Consider the following 14,853-nt stretch of genomic DNA (forward strand, 5'->3'; position numbering starts at 1 on the left):
ATGCGGGCCTAAGGCGGGGCTGTGACTCGTGAATGACGCTAAAATGACAGTTTAGTGACCAGTTTTAAGTGAGGCGTGCCGCCGCACTTAAGGTGCCCCAAAAAATAACGGCAGCACATCGATATGACGTGCTGCCGCGAGTCAGGGGGCTGTGTAGGGGTTAGAAATTGATCTCTACGCCGACCGAGGCGCTGATGCCCTGACGATAGCGGTTGTAGAAAATCTTGTTATCGCCGCTTTCCTGAAATTCCTGATATTTGGTATTGGTCAGGTTGCGCAGTTCGAACTTCAGCTCGGCTTCCTTGCCCGCAAAGGTGAAACCTTCACGCGCCACGAAATCCAGCTGGAAGCCTGGCTTTTCCTTGATATCTGGCTGTCCTGATGCGCCGCGGCTGGTGACGCGTTCACTGGCATAGGTCAGCAGGATGGTCTGCTGCGATAAGCGTTCGGTATCTTCCAGACCGAATTGCAAGTTCACCAGATGATCGGACTGTCCGGTCAAGGGGGATCCATTGGTGAAAAAGTCCAGAGCGTTGGTTGAGGACGAGTTGAACACCGCGACGGTGTCACCCGACTTTACGCTGATCTTCGACTTGGTGTAGGTGTAGTTCGCAATCACAACGGCGCGACGCGTCGAAAAGAAACCCTTGTCTCCGATGCCCGACAGATCGAAATATTTCTGGGTCTCGATTTCCACACCGTAAAGGTCGGCCTTCGGGGCGTTTGCGAAACTGGTGATAACCGAGTTGTCGTCAAAGCTCGAAAAAGACTCAATAGGCTTATCGATCCGTTTGAAAAATCCGGCGACCGTCAAACGCTGGTCACGATCAAAATACCATTCGTACCGCGCTTCCGCATTGTACAACTGGCTATCGGTCAATAGCGGGTTGCCGCGGAACAGACGGTTGGAATCGGTGTCGTAATAGTTCTGGAAAATCAGCTCACGAAACTGGGGCCGTGCAATGGTCTTGGAACCGCTGAGGCGCAATTTCATCTGATCGGTCAGATCCCACGTCAACGTCGCAGCGGGCAGCCAGTAATTTCTGTTCAGGCTGGTCGACGCCAGCGATGCCGTCGGCGTGTTAAACACCTGAACGGGATTAACAGTCTGCTTCGCGGTTTCGTAGCGCACACCGATATTCAGACTGATTTCCGGCGTAATAAACGCCTGAATCTGGGCGTAACCCGCATTGTTCAACAAACGCGCATCAAACACCGGGTTAGCTTCGTTGGTATCGATCAGCGCGATGTTGTAGAAATTGATCACAGCAGGCTGCAACAGGAAGTCAGGCCGGAACAACGCCACTGCCGTCGGGAATGTGGCCGGTGCCGTAAACTGGAAGTCACGACGTTCGGTCCGGCGGGTGGTATCCGAATAGGCATAACCCAATGTCGCCGTGATGTCCGGGGTCACCTTGACCGAAAGGTCGAGGCCACCAGCCCATAAATCTTCGTTCAGATAGGAATAGCTGACTTCCGCGCTTCCCTGCTGACCGTTGTTCAGGCGGTTGATGAACTGCTGACCGAAAGGATCGGATGCCAGGTTGCTACGAAAATATTCGAAGCTGAACTCGTCCGGTGCTTCACGCTTTGAATTGGCATAGGCGACGCGGAAGCTGAGGTTCACGTCGGGCGACAGCTTGAATTCGCCGACAAGCTGCGAGTCCACCAATTGGCGTTCGAACCAGGCGGTATCCTGCTGCATCAAGGTTGCAGTCGGCGAAGTCGTCTGGCGCGTACCGACGCCGAGGCGAGCCTGCTTCAGCGTGTCGCGAATGAACAGGTTGGTCCAGCGGATCTTTTGGTCGCCCGCTTCGATACCGAAACCGACCAGACCGTTTACGACGATACGGTTATCCGTAATCACCTTTTGGAAATCGAGTTCTTTCTGGGACAGATCGAGGGTCGACGCGGTTTGCTGGATAGTGTCGCGGGTACGCCATTTGTTGCTGTAACCGGCATTGAAGATGATGCCCATGGTGGCATCGTCGCCAATATCAAAGTTGGTGCCGCCCGTGATAGAGGCCGAACCATTTGGTGGAAGATTGCGGTTGCGCTGGATCACGGCATTCCGGCCGGTTACCAGTTGCCCTGCGATGGCTTGCGTATTTACGTTGCCCGCACTGATCCGCTCGCCACTTGCGAAGTAGGCAGCAAGCGCCGGTTGCAAGTCGCGGTTTCCGTTGTCAAATCCGCTCCAATCCTGCGAGCTGCCATAATAGGTGTAGCCCAACTGGTTTGTGGTTTCGCCATTGATGCTCAAATCGCCACCAACGGTCAAAAAGGTTTCGCGGGGGATGGCTTTGGTGGTCAGGTTGATAACACCGCCGCCAAATTCACCGGGAAAATTGGCCGAATAGGTTTTTTGCACCAGTGACGACGCAATAACGCTGGTCGGAAAAAGGTCGAGCGGAACAACGCGCTTCAGCGGTTCCGGGCTTGGCAGCGGCGAACCGTTGAGCAGCGCCAGAGAGTAACGATCGCCCAGACCACGCACATATACGAAGCCATTTCCGACAACACTGAGACCCGTAACGCGTGCAAGCGCGCCAGCGATATCGCCTTCGCCGGTACGTTCGATATCCGCGCTGGAAAGAACCGATACAACTTGGGGGGCGTTTTTCGAAATGTTGCGGTCCAGGTAACCGCGTACAACGATTTCGTCACCACCGGGGATGGAAACATCGACCTGTTCTTCTTCCGCGGTGGCGGGGTCGGCGGCTGGATCAACAGGCGCTTGTTCGCTGCTCGCGTCTGGTTCCTGCGGTTCGGCTGCGGTCTCGGTTGGTGCTGGCTCTGCATCTTGCGCGAATGCCATCGAAGGCGAAACGAGCGCTGACGTCAAAAGCAACAGGCTGATGGCCCCCAATGGCTTCAACATAAACTATCCCTTATTTTTCATTCAAAAAAGGTGGGGTGCGCGGTCAAGCGTGCACCCCACCCTGTATCGTGCTGCCTATTAGAAGGTCGGCAGGGAGGTGCAGAGACCCGACGTGCTGGTTCCGAGATTTGCCGTCGCACTGTTGCAGGTCCAACCGGCATACCAGGTGTCGTTGGCGTCGCGTACGGCACCAACATAGGTCGTGGCATCAAAGAACGCGTTCAGCGTGCTGGCGTTAAACGCCGTCACGGCAGTCTCGTTCGCACCGTTGATGAACAGCGACGTCAAGGTCGGTGTGAACGCGCTGTTATTGTTGTTGCTGCCAGATCCGAAGATCGCAGAAACCTGAGCTTCGGTTACGCCGTTCGAACCTACGAAAGCAGGGGTTCCGCATTGCGCGACAACCGAACGGATAACCGGCGCACCCGCTTCATCAATCGCCGCATCAACTGTTGCGGATATAGTCTGGGGGCGGCTGATGCGGAGGCAGGATGTGTTCGGGCTAACGATCACACCATTTGCCAACGTATAGTCGGTACCGCCGCGAAGAAGAATTGCGGACAAGTTACCGGTATTGGCACGCTGGATGAAGGTGAAGTTTGCGACGCGCGTATTCTGGCGTGGCGTGTTCCCATCCAGAGCGTTATCGGAGTCTGCTTCAATCATCGAGTCGCCTGCACCTGAGCGCTGAACAGCGAGAACATACTGGAAGTTCGCCTTAACGCCGGTGTCGGTATCGAGATTGTCATCGTCGGCGCCGATCGACACGAAATACTTCATGTTGACGCTACCGCCGAAGAATTCTGCACCATCGTCCGAGCTGTTGAAGGTCTGGATATGGTCAAGAACCGTACCTGTCCCCGTTCCGCCTGTCGTCAACGACTGCAGTTCCGAGTTACCCGAAAGCACGAAGCCCGAATAACGGATCTGGACAAAGCTCAAACGACCGCTGTTGTCGGCACTGTTTGCGCCGCCATAAAGTGCAGGGTCAACTGCGCCTTCGACCTGACGTTCACACGCAACAGTACCCGGCGTAGCTGCAGGTGCAGCGCAATCGGTGATTGGTGCGCGGCCGTTCAAAACGACGCCGCCCCACTGGCCGATCGAGCTGTCGGTGTTCAAGCCCAGCACGTTGTCACGGCTGGTGAAGATGATGGGCAATGCTGCCGTACCAACTGCGTTCAAACGGTTTCCGCGGTTGACGTTCAACCAGGATACGCCGGTTCCGCCAAAGACGATAACGCCGGGTTCGATGTTCAAAGTCACAACGTTGTTGGTCGAAGCGGGACCCTGGTCGGTACCAACGTCCACTCGGCCACCCAGACGGTACAGCACGCCGGTAATCTTCGGCAATGTGCTGGTCGTATTGATGCGCGCGGGCAGCGTGCAAACCCGATAGGTTCCGGTTGGTCCGGTAATCGTGCCTGAATCGGTCAGGCCTTGAGCGTCCGCGATCGTCGGGCAGCCTCCAGCAGGCGTTACTGCTGCAGGGGGAGGAGGTGGCGGCGGCGGGGGTGGCGGAGGCGCCGGATTGTTAATGGTAATATTTCCGCCCGTTCCAGGCGATGCGATATCGTCTGCGCCGCAGCCGGCAACAAGGGCAGCCGCCGCAGTTGCATATATAATGCCACGCAATTTTGGATCTAACATTCTGATTCTCCGCAACAAATAAGAAGCCTGTATTCAGGCGTATGCAACGGACCAGCGACGAATCAACAGAGGCCCCACCCGTTGTCGAGGTTGCCGATAGAAGCCGCCTGTGACGGGGCTGTGGTTATCGCATTACAGTTGAGAGAATCATTTTGGACACTTTTGTGACATCCGCGGTTTCATGTGGTGCAGCGCAATATTTATTTTCTGCGTACAGAAAAAGGGCGGGCCAAATCGGCCCGCCCTCTTTTGATAGTGTCTGACGACACTTTTATAACTGATGTGTGATCAGCGTGAAGCGAGCTTCATCTGCAGTCCCGACAAAGCAAGCCGCGCGGCGTCTTTCGAGTTCATGACCCGTCCGTCGGCCAGAACAAGATCGACTTCTTCACGGCTTTGCAGCGCGGTTGAAAAGAGATCGGCAGCCTCGGCGATGCGGCCTGTGCGCGCATATGCCTGTCCCAAGTTGATGAGTTTTGCAGGGTCGTGCCGGCTCACGCGTTCATTTGCCAAAATCTGCGTAATCGCGCGCTCATTATCCCCTGCGACCAACGCATCATATCCAATCGATCCTTTGGGATATCCAACCTCGCCGTTCGCTGTCGGCTGTGCGTGTGCGACTCCACTCATACCAGCTAAAAGCAAAGCACTGATAAATAGAGTTTTCATGGCAATTCTCCTCATTCCTGAGTTAAATATTACAGTTATATGACATGAGTGCAATATAATTGTAATATTTCTGTCATCTTTCTCCTGCTCGCGCAAATAACCGCTCTACGGCTGTCACATTGCTGTCGTGAAATATCTATCAAACTGAATGCATAACAGCATCAAAGCGCAATCGACCGACCCTAATTCGCGGACTGCAAACGATCTCAGGGAAGGAAAAAATAATGCGTAAATTTACTTCGATACTCTTGGCAAGTGTGGCCCTCATTGCTTCTCCGGCAATGGCGCAACAGGCGAATTCACCTGCAGAAACAGAGACAACGGAAGACGAAATTGTCGTTTTCGGCCAGGGCGAAACCCGGCAGGTTCAGGAGATTAGCAGCAAGGAACTGCTGATTCTCGCCCCCGGGACCAGCCCGCTAAAGGCTATTGAGAAACTGCCCAGCGTGAACTTCCAATCAGCAGACCCATTCGGCACTTATGAATGGTCCAGCCGCGTTTCCATCCGCGGGTTCAACCAGAACCAATTGGGCTACACGCTCGACGGCATTCCCTTGGGCGACTCGACCTATGGAAACAACAACGGCCTCCACATCGGCCGCGCCATCATTTCCGAAAATATCGGTGTGACCCGGGTGTCCCAGGGTTCCGGCTCGATCGGTACACAAGCGACCAACAATCTCGGCGGCACACTCGAATTCTTCTCGGCCGACCCCAGCGACGGCTTTGGCGTCGACGCGAACCTCACCTACGGTTCGGAAAACACAATCAGAGGCTTTGGTCGCGTCAACTTTGGCGAAGCCGATGGCATCCGCGGGTTTATCTCGGGCGTTTATCATAACGCCGAAAAGTGGAAAGGCGGCGGCGACCAGCGGAACTGGCAGATCAACGCCAAGGCGATCATTCCGGTCGGCGTTGCCGAATTCGATGCCTATTTCGCCTATTCCGACCGTGCAGAGCAGGATTATCAAGACCTCTCGCTCGAAATGATTGCGCGGCTCGGCTATGATCACGACAATTACTTCCCTGATTATGCGGCTGCAATCCGCGCAGCTCAGGGCGTTTTTGCAGCGCCAATCAATAATCTGGACGACAGCTATTATGACGCATCGGGTCTGCGCAAAGACACCCTTGCCGCTTATGGCCTGACAGCGCCTCTGGGCGACGGCGTGACATTCAAGATCAAAGCCTATTATCATGACAATACCGGCCAAGGCACATGGGGCACGCCCTATGTCCCCAGCCCGAACGGTGTACCCATGTCAATCCGCACCACCGAATATGACATCCAGCGCGGCGGCGTTTTCAGTTCGCTCAATGCTGAAGTGGGTGACCATGAAATTACGGTCGGCGGCTGGTATGAGCATAATGACTTTACGCAGGCCCGTCGTTTCTACGCCTATGAAAGCCTGACGACACCGGGTCGCGACCATACAAAGCTCCAGCGCAACCCCTTTTTCACCCAATGGTTGTTCGACTTCAACACCGACACGCTGCAATATTATGTGCAGGACAAAATCAGTCTCGGTGATCTGACCATCAATTTGGGATGGAAGGGCTTTCAGGTAAACAATGAAGCTGATCCGAGAGTTCAGGGCGCTTTGGCAGCCGGTAAGATTAAATCGAGAGACTGGTTCCAGCCCCATGCCGGCGTGGCCTATAAGTTGACGGACAAGGCGGAAGTCTTCGGGGGCTTTACCCAAGTCACCCGCGCCTTCGTCTCTTCCGCGACCAGCGGTCCTTTCTCCACCACGCAGGCTGGCTTCAATGCCCTGATCGCGCGCGGTCTGAAGCCGGAGGAATCGGATACCTATGAATTGGGTGCCCGCTATAATGACAGCGTCTTCAACGGTGTTATCGGCGTTTATTATGTGAACTTCCGCAACCGCCTGCTCGGTGTGCAGACCGGTGCCGGTATCGTCGGCAACCCTGCGATCTTGCAGAATGTGGGCTCGGTTCGCTCCATCGGTTTCGAAGCCGCTGGCGACCTGCGCTTGGGAGGCGGCCTGACACTGTTTGCATCCTATAGCTACACCGATGCCTCATATCGGGACGACGTGGTCACGCCGACCGCAATAATCCCGACCAAGGGCAAGGATGTGGTCGATACCCCGAAGCATTTGCTTCGCGGCGAAATCGCCTATGATAGCGACAGCTTCTTCGGCCGGATCGGCGCAAACTATATGAGCAAACGTTACTTCAACTATCTCAACGACAGGTCTGTATCCAGCCGCGTGTTGGTGGATGCCACCATCGGTTATCGCTTCGACATGGGTATGCGGACGCCGATTGAGCTGCAATTGAATGCGACCAACTTGCTCGACAAAAAATATGTGTCGACAATCGGCTCCAACGGCTTCGGCAACAGCGGCGACAACCAGACACTGCTTGCCGGCGCACCGCAGCAATTCTTTGCCACGGTCAAGGTCGGTTTCTGATGAAGTCTGCATGGTGGATCGGCAGCGCGCTTGTAATGAGCGCGCTGCCATCGGCATCCCTTGCCGAACCAGTTCTGTTGATCTCGATCGACGGGCTGCAGCCAGCAGATGTGATCGAAGCCGACAAGCGCGGGATCGATATTCCGAATTTGAAGCGTTTCGTCACCGAGGGCACATATGCCAGCGGCGTAAAAGGGGTGCTTCCCACCGTTACCTACCCGAGCCATGCAACCTTGTTGACTGGCGTGAGCCCCTCCAAACATGGCATTATAGGCAATACCAGCTTCGATCCTATGCAGATCAACCAGACCGGATGGTACTGGTATGCCAGCGATTTCAAGGTCCCTACCCTATGGGACGCGGTCCACAAGGTCGGACGCTCGACGGCAAATGTGCATTGGCCAGTGAGCGTCAAGACGGCGGGGATTACATGGAATATACCGCAGATTTGGCGGACTGGTCATGGCGATGATGCCAAATTGATAAAGGCGCTCGCAACACCCGGACTGGTGGAAGGGCTTGAGGCTGACCTCGGGACATATGCCGCCGGAATAGACGAGAGCATCGAGGCTGACGAAAACCGGGGTGTGTTTGGCGCGGCTCTGATTAAACAGCAGAAGCCCTATTTCACCACGCTCTATTTTACGGCGCTCGATCATGAACAGCATGAAAAAGGCCCCGACACCGCTGCGGCGCATGCGGTGCTGAAACGGATCGATGCCATTGTTGGCAAGCTGGTTTCCGTCCAACTAGAGACTCAGCCTGATAGCATCATCGCCGTCGTTTCGGACCATGGCTTTTCCAAGGTGGACACCGAGGTTAATCTGTATCGGGCCTTTATCGATGCCGGGCTGATTACCCTCGATGCCAATGGCAAGATTTCAAAATGGGAAGCTAGTCCCTGGAACTCGGGCGGTTCGTCCGCCATCGTGCTGGCACGACCCGAAGACACTACTCTAACGGCGCGCGTGTCGACAGTGCTCGAAAAGCTGAAAGTAGATCCCGCAAATGGCATTGCTGCCATTGCGGACAAGGCTGCGATCGCGAAAATGGGCGGCAATCCGCAGGCGAGTTTCTACGTCAACTTTGCGCCGAACGCCTATAGCGGCGGCTTCAAGGGTAAGGATGCCCCCTTACTTTCCCCTTCGCCCGGCAAAGGAACCCACGGCTATTTTCCCACCAGTCCACTGATGCGCTCGTCCTTCATGATGATGGGCAAGAATGTCGCCAAAGGCCGTAATGTTGGTGAAATAGACATGCGCGCCATTGCGCCGACCTTGGCAGAATGGCTGGGCGTATCGCTTCCGGATGCAGAGGCTGCGCCTCTGAAATAGGCGCCGTTAGGCGGCGCGTTGCTGCGCCATCAAATGCTCGACGATGCCATAGGTCCGGTCATTGTCGACATCGATGGCCTGCGTTCCATCGCGCAAGATGACCGGGGCAATGGTGTGGCCTATCCGCTTTGCGATACGGTCAAGCCCGGTCGGCAGGCTAACCAGACGGAAACGCAAGAGCAGCAGGTTGATCAGCCCGAACGCCTGAACAATACGGCTGGCTTTCTTTGCGAACTGCCCGCCGCCGCGGAAAAACTCGGCCGCTTTCAGGGCGGACACATCGCGCAGGCCATAGAGGTTGCAATTGGAAAATTCGCCGTCCTTGAACCGGTAGAACCGGCGTTGCCCCTCGGGATGGGCGGCCAAAACGGCCTCGCGCGACGCCATGGCAATTGCGACATCATGGCTCTGCAGTGCCCCGACCATTGCGTTGACAGAAGCCGCCTTCAAAAGCGCATTGTCTGCTGTCGTTACGATCAGTGGACCGTCATGCCCTTCGGCTGCGTTCCGGACACTGTCGGCAATATTATCGGCTGCTGCACAAAAGCGGATTTTGTCGGCCATGCCTCCATCCCGTTCAACGATGGTTCCTATTGTCTGGAATATCTCAGGCTCGATCGACACCATGATGCTTTCGACATCCGGATGCGCCGACAATGTCCGGAGGACATGAATGATCAGCGGCTCGTCGTGCAGGGGAACAAGGCATTTGTGGCTCGTACCAAATCGCAGAGCGAGCGGATCGACCTGCCCTTTTCGTTGGGCAGCAAGCACTATGGTGCGAACATGGGGCATATTGGTCCTTAAGGGGATTTCAGGCCGCTACGGCTTCAGCTTGGGTAATCAGACCCTGCCGCAGCAAGCTCTCGCACAAGATGGTCTCGATCAGATCCGCATGGCTCCAGCCAACCAGCTCGGCCGATTTCCCGAAGACCTTTTGCGACCATAGATTGCAGTTCAGATTGACTTCCAGCATGTGCAACTTGCCGTTGCGCTCATCCAGCCGGAATTCGAACCGCCCGTAATCGAAGGGGAAGAATATGCCGGCCATGATCTTGGTATATTCCGCAATCTTGGGCGCCCATTCGCTGCCTTCAAAAGGCACCAACCGGTATTTCTGTTCACGCTCAACCAGGTCGCGTTTTTCCTGATAGGTGCGCAAATGGCTCGGATCGGTCTGTTCGAACAACATCATCGGCAATATGGTCGGCAAGCCCCCGCAATGGATCACGGGCACTTCCACATCGCTTCCATCCAGAAATGGTTCGACGAGCGCATCATGGCCCTCGCTGTGGATCTCTTCGATCGCGATGCGCGTTTCGGCCCAACTGGTCGCGTCACGTACACCCCAACTGGCGGACGATGCGTTGGGCTTGATCACGAGTCGCTCGGCACGTGGACATGGATCTTGCAGTACGGGCATGCCCCGCCGGTAAATCGCCCATGGCGCTGTCGGCACTCCGCGCGCTTGTGCCTCCAGCTTTGTCAAATGCTTGTCATCCGAAAGTCCGCGCAAAATCGGGCTGGCACCCAAAAATGGAATACCCAGACGCGTCGTCAGCAGCGGCAAAAGCATTTCCGAATTCAGGAAGCCACCGCGATTGAGGAGAGGAAATACAAAGTCGCAACCCGGATCGGCAAAGAGCGCTTCGTAGCTGTCCGCCAGTTGGAGGTTAAGGCCAATGCCCTCTAAAACCTCCCTTATTTCGCGATGATAAAGTGCATGATTGCCATCTTCATGATGTAAGCCGCCCTGCCAAAACACATGCTTGGCCACGAATAATATCCGGACCCGCCGGAGGGTTTCTTCGGGAATGCGTGAAATGCGACGATCGCCAAAACTTAGTATCTGCATGGCGACATGTTATCGCGCAGCAATATGACACTAACGTGAAAGCTCGCCGCGTTTGTAACATGTCGGTCGCATTTGCTTGTTAGCTTTGGTGCGAAACTTCAATGGAAGCGCCCGAATGAACAGCGAACCCTTTCTATCGTTGATGCTCACCTCCGGTGGCGACAACCGCATATTGGTGCCGAGCGGGCAAAACACCAACCGTTACGGCGCATCGCCCTACCCCCGCGCCACCTTGGGGTATGCATCGTCAACGGCGAACGATATTTCGCTGGCGGCTTTCGGACATTTGGAAAGCTTCGTGTCGCAGGCGCCTGCAGGTGCGCTTTCCGATCCTGCCTATTATGCGCAGACATTGGAAATGCAGCGTAGCAGGCTGCGCCAGGCATGGGACCTTGACGAGGCTGTCGATGTCATTTTCGCTCCGTCCGGAACGGACTTAGAATTTGTGGCACTTGCACTGGCAAAGGCATGGTCAGGAAAGCATATCGTGAACATTCTGCTCGGACAGGATGAAGTGGGTAGCGGCTGTGTGTTTGCAGCGGCCGGACAATTTTTCGCCGGCGAGACGGCTTTGGAACCCCATGTTGCCAAGGGGACCTATGTCGAGGGGCTTGAAGAAACAGATTTGGTCAACCTCCCCATCCGGGATGAAGAAGGCCATCCTTTTGACAGCGCCGCCATAATGGAGCGCTTGAACCGCATTGGTGAAGACCATATCCAGATGGGTCACCATCTGCTCGTGCATGCGGTACACGGATCCAAGACGGGCCTCATCCTTCCCGATCTCGCCGAGATTGACCGCTTACGGGCCCAATTTGGTGACTCCATCTCCATTGTTGTCGATGCGTGTCAGTCTCGGCTCGAGCCTTCGGCGGTTCAGGCTTATCTGGACCGGGGCGCCATGGTGATGCTTTCGGGCTCGAAATTTATCGGTGGCCCTCCCTTCTCTGGCTTCTTGCTCGTCCCACCCCACCAAGCCCCGCGCCGCGAGTTGGCAAAAGGCCTCACTACATTATTCCGCCGCGCCGAATGGCCAGTTGGCTGGCAAAGCGCGGCCCAATTGCCCGATGGCGCCAATCCCGGTTTGCTTTTGCGCGTCGAAGCAGCGCTATTCGAACTGGAAAGATATCGTTTGTTGCCACAGGAATGCCGGAACGAAGTGATTGACGCATTTGGCAAAGCTGTGCGCGCACTGTCAGACAGGCTTGGGGCAGAACTGGTCATGCCTGCCCTGTCAGGTCCGGCATTGCATCAGTCCACTTTAGCCACACTCGACCTTTCCAAATGTCAGGGGCAGCCCGATTTTGCGACTGCACAACGTTGGTGCCGTGTCCTTTCCGCGCGCGGGCTACGACTGGGACAGCCGGTGAAATGCCGGAAATTCCCGAACGGCGAATGGGCGGGGACTTTGCGGATAAGCTTGTCGATGCCGCTCATTGTCGAGTTATCGGATTTGTCGTCGGAAAAACTACACCAGCGACTTCAAAATGACATAACCCGGATCGCCGATGTCCTGGAGGCAGCAGCCCGACCTGTGGTTGCCTGAACAGTATTTCGTGGAAACCATATTCCGAAACTTGGGATGGCTGCTCGCAAGCCGTGGCATCAATGCCCTGCTCAGTCTTGTCTACCTTGCGTTGACGACCAGGACATTGGGACTGGAGAATTTCGGTTATTTCACATTGATTGTAGTGCTGGCGCAGGCGTTGGCCGGTTTCGTCAGCTTCAACGGATGGCAGGCCGTTGTCCGCTGGGGCGTTGAATCGGCAGCGGCCCGAACCGCCACAGGTTTTGCACTTGCGCTTGATATTTCCAGTATATTCGTCGGCGTGTTTCTCGCATTGGGCTTAACCGCGCTTGCCAGTTACTGGTTGCCTCTACCGGACACTCTATTCTGGCCGACCTTTGGATTATGTGCAGCTACGATTGTAGCTATACGATCCACTCCGACCGGTGTGCTGCGGCTTTATGAACGCTATGATCTGGCCGCAAAGGCCGATGCCGTGTTGCCTGTGACACGCGCCATCGGTGCAGGACTGGCTGCCCTTTTTGCGCCAAGTGTGACCGGTTTTATTGTGGCATGGGCCATCGCTGAATTGGCCTGTGCGGCGGCGTTCTGGAAATATTCCGCGCGCTATGTTTCCATTGGATTGCCGGACATCAGCTTGAAACGGCTACCGGAGCAGCAGCCCGATGTGTGGCAGTTCATTCTTGGCACGAGCCTGTCGCGTACCTTGGCGGTTATTTCAAAGCAGTGCATGATCCTGCTGGTTGGCGCCTTGGGCGGCGCTACTCTGGCGGGCGGTTACCGGGTCGCTTCGCAATTGGGGCAAGCGCTCGTTCAACTGGGGGAAGCGCTTTCGCGCGCGATTTATCCCGAATTTGTGAAAACAAAAGATGCCGCCATTGTCCTGTCGAACAAGATCACCTTGCTCTGCCTGATGACCGGCGCAGTCGCCATTCCTGTGGCTTATTGGGGTGGCGAATGGGCTATCCGGTTGCTTGCCGGACCCGAGTTCGTGTTCGTGCATTCCGCTATGGTCATATTGGCGTGCGCCGGTGCCCTCGAACTTCTCGCGGCGAATTGGGAATCGTTGCTGGTCGCCAAGCATAAAGCGATTACACCCTTTTTGCTTCGTATAGCGCCCCTCATCCTTGTGATAGCCGCAATGCAATCTCTCATTGCGAATTGGCAACTCGATGGCGCTGCCGCGGGCATATTGATGATGAGCGCGCTATCGTCATTTGGATTAGGGCTTGCCGTATCGCGCCAGCAAAGAGATCAACATCCACCGACGGCGGATATGTTTGAAGCACAGTGAGCGGGGCAGTCTGGCGAGCGGGATTTCAGCCTCAATCCCGTGTGCCCAACAGATCCCGTGCGACGACCCAATTATGAATTTCACTGGGGCCGTCATAGATCCGCATGGTGCGCAGTTTGTTCGACATTAGATAAAGCGGCAATTCGCAGGTCATTCCCATGCCGCCAAACATCTGCATCGCGTGGTCCACAATTTCATAAGCAGATTCGGTGCAGAAGGATTTGATCATGGAAATTTCCAGACGCGTGTCGCGGCCTTCATCCATTTTCCAGGCACAGTCATAGGTCATCAACCGCATTGCATGAATTTTCGTGGCGGCGTCCGAAACCCAATTCTGGACGGTTTGCCGAGAGGACAGCGGCTTGCCAAAGGTCATGCGCTGCGGTGCGTATTCGATCATCATATCCAGCGCACGTTGCGCCATGCCAATGGACCATGATGCCATCTCGATACGCCGTGTGCCCAGCCGGATCTGCATGGGCAAAAAGCCCTGTCCCCTTTTGCCCAAGAGCTTCCATTCCGGAACGCGGCAATCGTCCAAAGCGATCTCATAGGTCGCCGTCCCGTCTATCATCGGTATTTTCCGCAAGACGTTAAAGCCAGGCGTATCGCGGTCCACAAGGAATGCCGACATGCCGTTACGACCATTGGGCTGCTTATCGGTCACCGCCATCAATATGGTGAAGTCGGCTTCGTCGGCCTTTGTAATCCAGATTTTGCGGCCGTTAATAACCCAGTCGTCTCCATCCTGCACCGCCGTTGTTTTCATCAACTGTGGATCGGCCCCGGCGCCAGGTTCCGATATACCAATGGCCGAGACGGTCTCACCGCGCACATAGGGCGCCAGATAATGTTCACGTTGTTTTTCATCCGCGGCGGCCATCATCATGCGCAAATTCGGGGAATCGGGCGGAAGCGTATAGGGCGTCGCCGTGCGCCCCAACTCTTCGCCCACGCCCACCATAGCCACCATCGGCAGGTTCATACCGCCCACTTCTTCCGGCGCGTCGAGACCCCACAAGCCAAGTTCGCGCGACACAGCGTCCACCTTCGCCTGCTCCTCTTTCGTGAGATAGCTACCTTTTCCGGAGCTTTCGCGGGCAAGCACTTCGCTTTCCAGCGGGACCAGTTGCGAGTCCACAAATTTGCGAACCAGATCTTTCAGCATCCGGTGCTCTTCAGCCAGTTCGAAATTCATGTCCGT

General features: G+C 55.7%; 10 protein-coding genes. 4 read left to right on the forward strand and 6 right to left on the reverse strand.

All coding sequences use genetic code 11. The annotated features are described in order from the left end of the window. Nucleotides 1-160: 160 nt before the first annotated feature. The 3 genes from EUU25_RS06435 to EUU25_RS06445 form a co-directional block, all read right to left on the reverse strand. On the reverse strand, nt 161-2,881 hold the full coding sequence (locus EUU25_RS06435) for a TonB-dependent receptor domain-containing protein (RefSeq protein ID WP_158899351.1): 2,721 nt from the start codon (nt 2,879-2,881) through the stop codon (nt 161-163). Between the two features lie 78 nt (nt 2,882-2,959). Then, on the reverse strand, nt 2,960-4,531 hold the full coding sequence (locus EUU25_RS06440; protein WP_158899353.1) for a hypothetical protein: 1,572 nt from the start codon (nt 4,529-4,531) through the stop codon (nt 2,960-2,962). A 288-nt stretch (nt 4,532-4,819) separates the two neighbouring features. Then, entirely contained in the window at nt 4,820-5,200 is a 381-nt protein-coding gene (locus EUU25_RS06445; protein WP_158899355.1) for a tetratricopeptide repeat protein, read from the reverse strand. A 224-nt stretch (nt 5,201-5,424) separates the two neighbouring features. Between EUU25_RS06445 and EUU25_RS06450 the strand changes: the two genes are divergently transcribed. Beyond that, nucleotides 5,425-7,638 carry a TonB-dependent receptor gene (locus EUU25_RS06450; RefSeq protein ID WP_158899357.1) on the forward strand — a complete coding sequence of 738 codons (2,214 nt, stop codon included), beginning with the start codon at nt 5,425-5,427 and terminating at the stop codon, nt 7,636-7,638. Continuing rightward, complete coding sequence (locus EUU25_RS06455; RefSeq protein ID WP_158899359.1) at nt 7,638-8,972, forward strand: alkaline phosphatase family protein; 1,335 nt, start codon at nt 7,638-7,640, stop codon at nt 8,970-8,972. Before EUU25_RS06450 ends, EUU25_RS06455 begins: the two co-directional genes overlap by 1 nt. 6 nt (nt 8,973-8,978) lie before the next feature. Here the strand turns inward: EUU25_RS06455 and EUU25_RS06460 are convergent, their stop codons facing one another. Further along, the gene (locus EUU25_RS06460) at nt 8,979-9,767 is read right to left on the reverse strand and encodes an NTP transferase domain-containing protein (RefSeq protein ID WP_158899361.1); all 789 of its coding nucleotides are present in this window, start codon (nt 9,765-9,767) and stop codon (nt 8,979-8,981) included. Nucleotides 9,768-9,786: 19 nt separating this feature from the next. Beyond that, nucleotides 9,787-10,827 carry a D-alanine--D-alanine ligase family protein gene (locus tag EUU25_RS06465; protein WP_158899363.1) on the reverse strand — a complete coding sequence of 347 codons (1,041 nt, stop codon included), beginning with the start codon at nt 10,825-10,827 and terminating at the stop codon, nt 9,787-9,789. A gap of 115 nt (nt 10,828-10,942) precedes the next feature. Between EUU25_RS06465 and EUU25_RS06470 the strand changes: the two genes are divergently transcribed. Then, a complete protein-coding gene (locus EUU25_RS06470; RefSeq protein ID WP_158899365.1) occupies nt 10,943-12,373 on the forward strand; it encodes a hypothetical protein in 1,431 nt (476 codons plus the stop codon). Between the two features lie 10 nt (nt 12,374-12,383). Beyond that, nucleotides 12,384-13,649: a lipopolysaccharide biosynthesis protein gene (locus EUU25_RS06475; RefSeq protein WP_222848832.1), complete on the forward strand. Its 1,266-nt coding sequence runs from the start codon at nt 12,384-12,386 to the stop codon at nt 13,647-13,649. Nucleotides 13,650-13,680: 31 nt separating this feature from the next. Here the strand turns inward: EUU25_RS06475 and EUU25_RS06480 are convergent, their stop codons facing one another. Then, nucleotides 13,681-14,847 (reverse strand): acyl-CoA dehydrogenase family protein, encoded by a 1,167-nt coding sequence (locus tag EUU25_RS06480; protein ID WP_158899369.1) that lies wholly within the window; start codon nt 14,845-14,847, stop codon nt 13,681-13,683. Between the last annotated feature and the right edge of the window lie 6 nt (nt 14,848-14,853).

It is taken from the genome of Sphingorhabdus lacus, from assembly GCF_009768975.1.
Taxonomy (GTDB): Bacteria; Pseudomonadota; Alphaproteobacteria; order Sphingomonadales; family Sphingomonadaceae; genus Sphingorhabdus_B; species Sphingorhabdus_B lacus.

Bases quoted from the DNA above. Each gene is read 5' to 3' on its own strand.
- EUU25_RS06460 (WP_158899361.1), bottom strand. From the start codon at position 9,767: ATGCCCCATGTTCGCACCATAGTGCTTGCTGCCCAACGAAAAGGGCAG.
- EUU25_RS06435 (WP_158899351.1), bottom strand. From the start codon at position 2,881: ATGTTGAAGCCATTGGGGGCCATCAGCCTGTTGCTTTTGACGTCAGCG.
- EUU25_RS06480 (WP_158899369.1), bottom strand. From the start codon at position 14,847: ATGAATTTCGAACTGGCTGAAGAGCACCGGATGCTGAAAGATCTGGTT.
- EUU25_RS06450 (WP_158899357.1), top strand. From the start codon at position 5,425: ATGCGTAAATTTACTTCGATACTCTTGGCAAGTGTGGCCCTCATTGCT.
- EUU25_RS06445 (WP_158899355.1), bottom strand. From the start codon at position 5,200: ATGAAAACTCTATTTATCAGTGCTTTGCTTTTAGCTGGTATGAGTGGA.
- EUU25_RS06465 (WP_158899363.1), bottom strand. From the start codon at position 10,827: ATGCAGATACTAAGTTTTGGCGATCGTCGCATTTCACGCATTCCCGAA.
- EUU25_RS06455 (WP_158899359.1), top strand. From the start codon at position 7,638: ATGAAGTCTGCATGGTGGATCGGCAGCGCGCTTGTAATGAGCGCGCTG.
- EUU25_RS06440 (WP_158899353.1), bottom strand. From the start codon at position 4,531: ATGTTAGATCCAAAATTGCGTGGCATTATATATGCAACTGCGGCGGCT.
- EUU25_RS06470 (WP_158899365.1), top strand. From the start codon at position 10,943: ATGAACAGCGAACCCTTTCTATCGTTGATGCTCACCTCCGGTGGCGAC.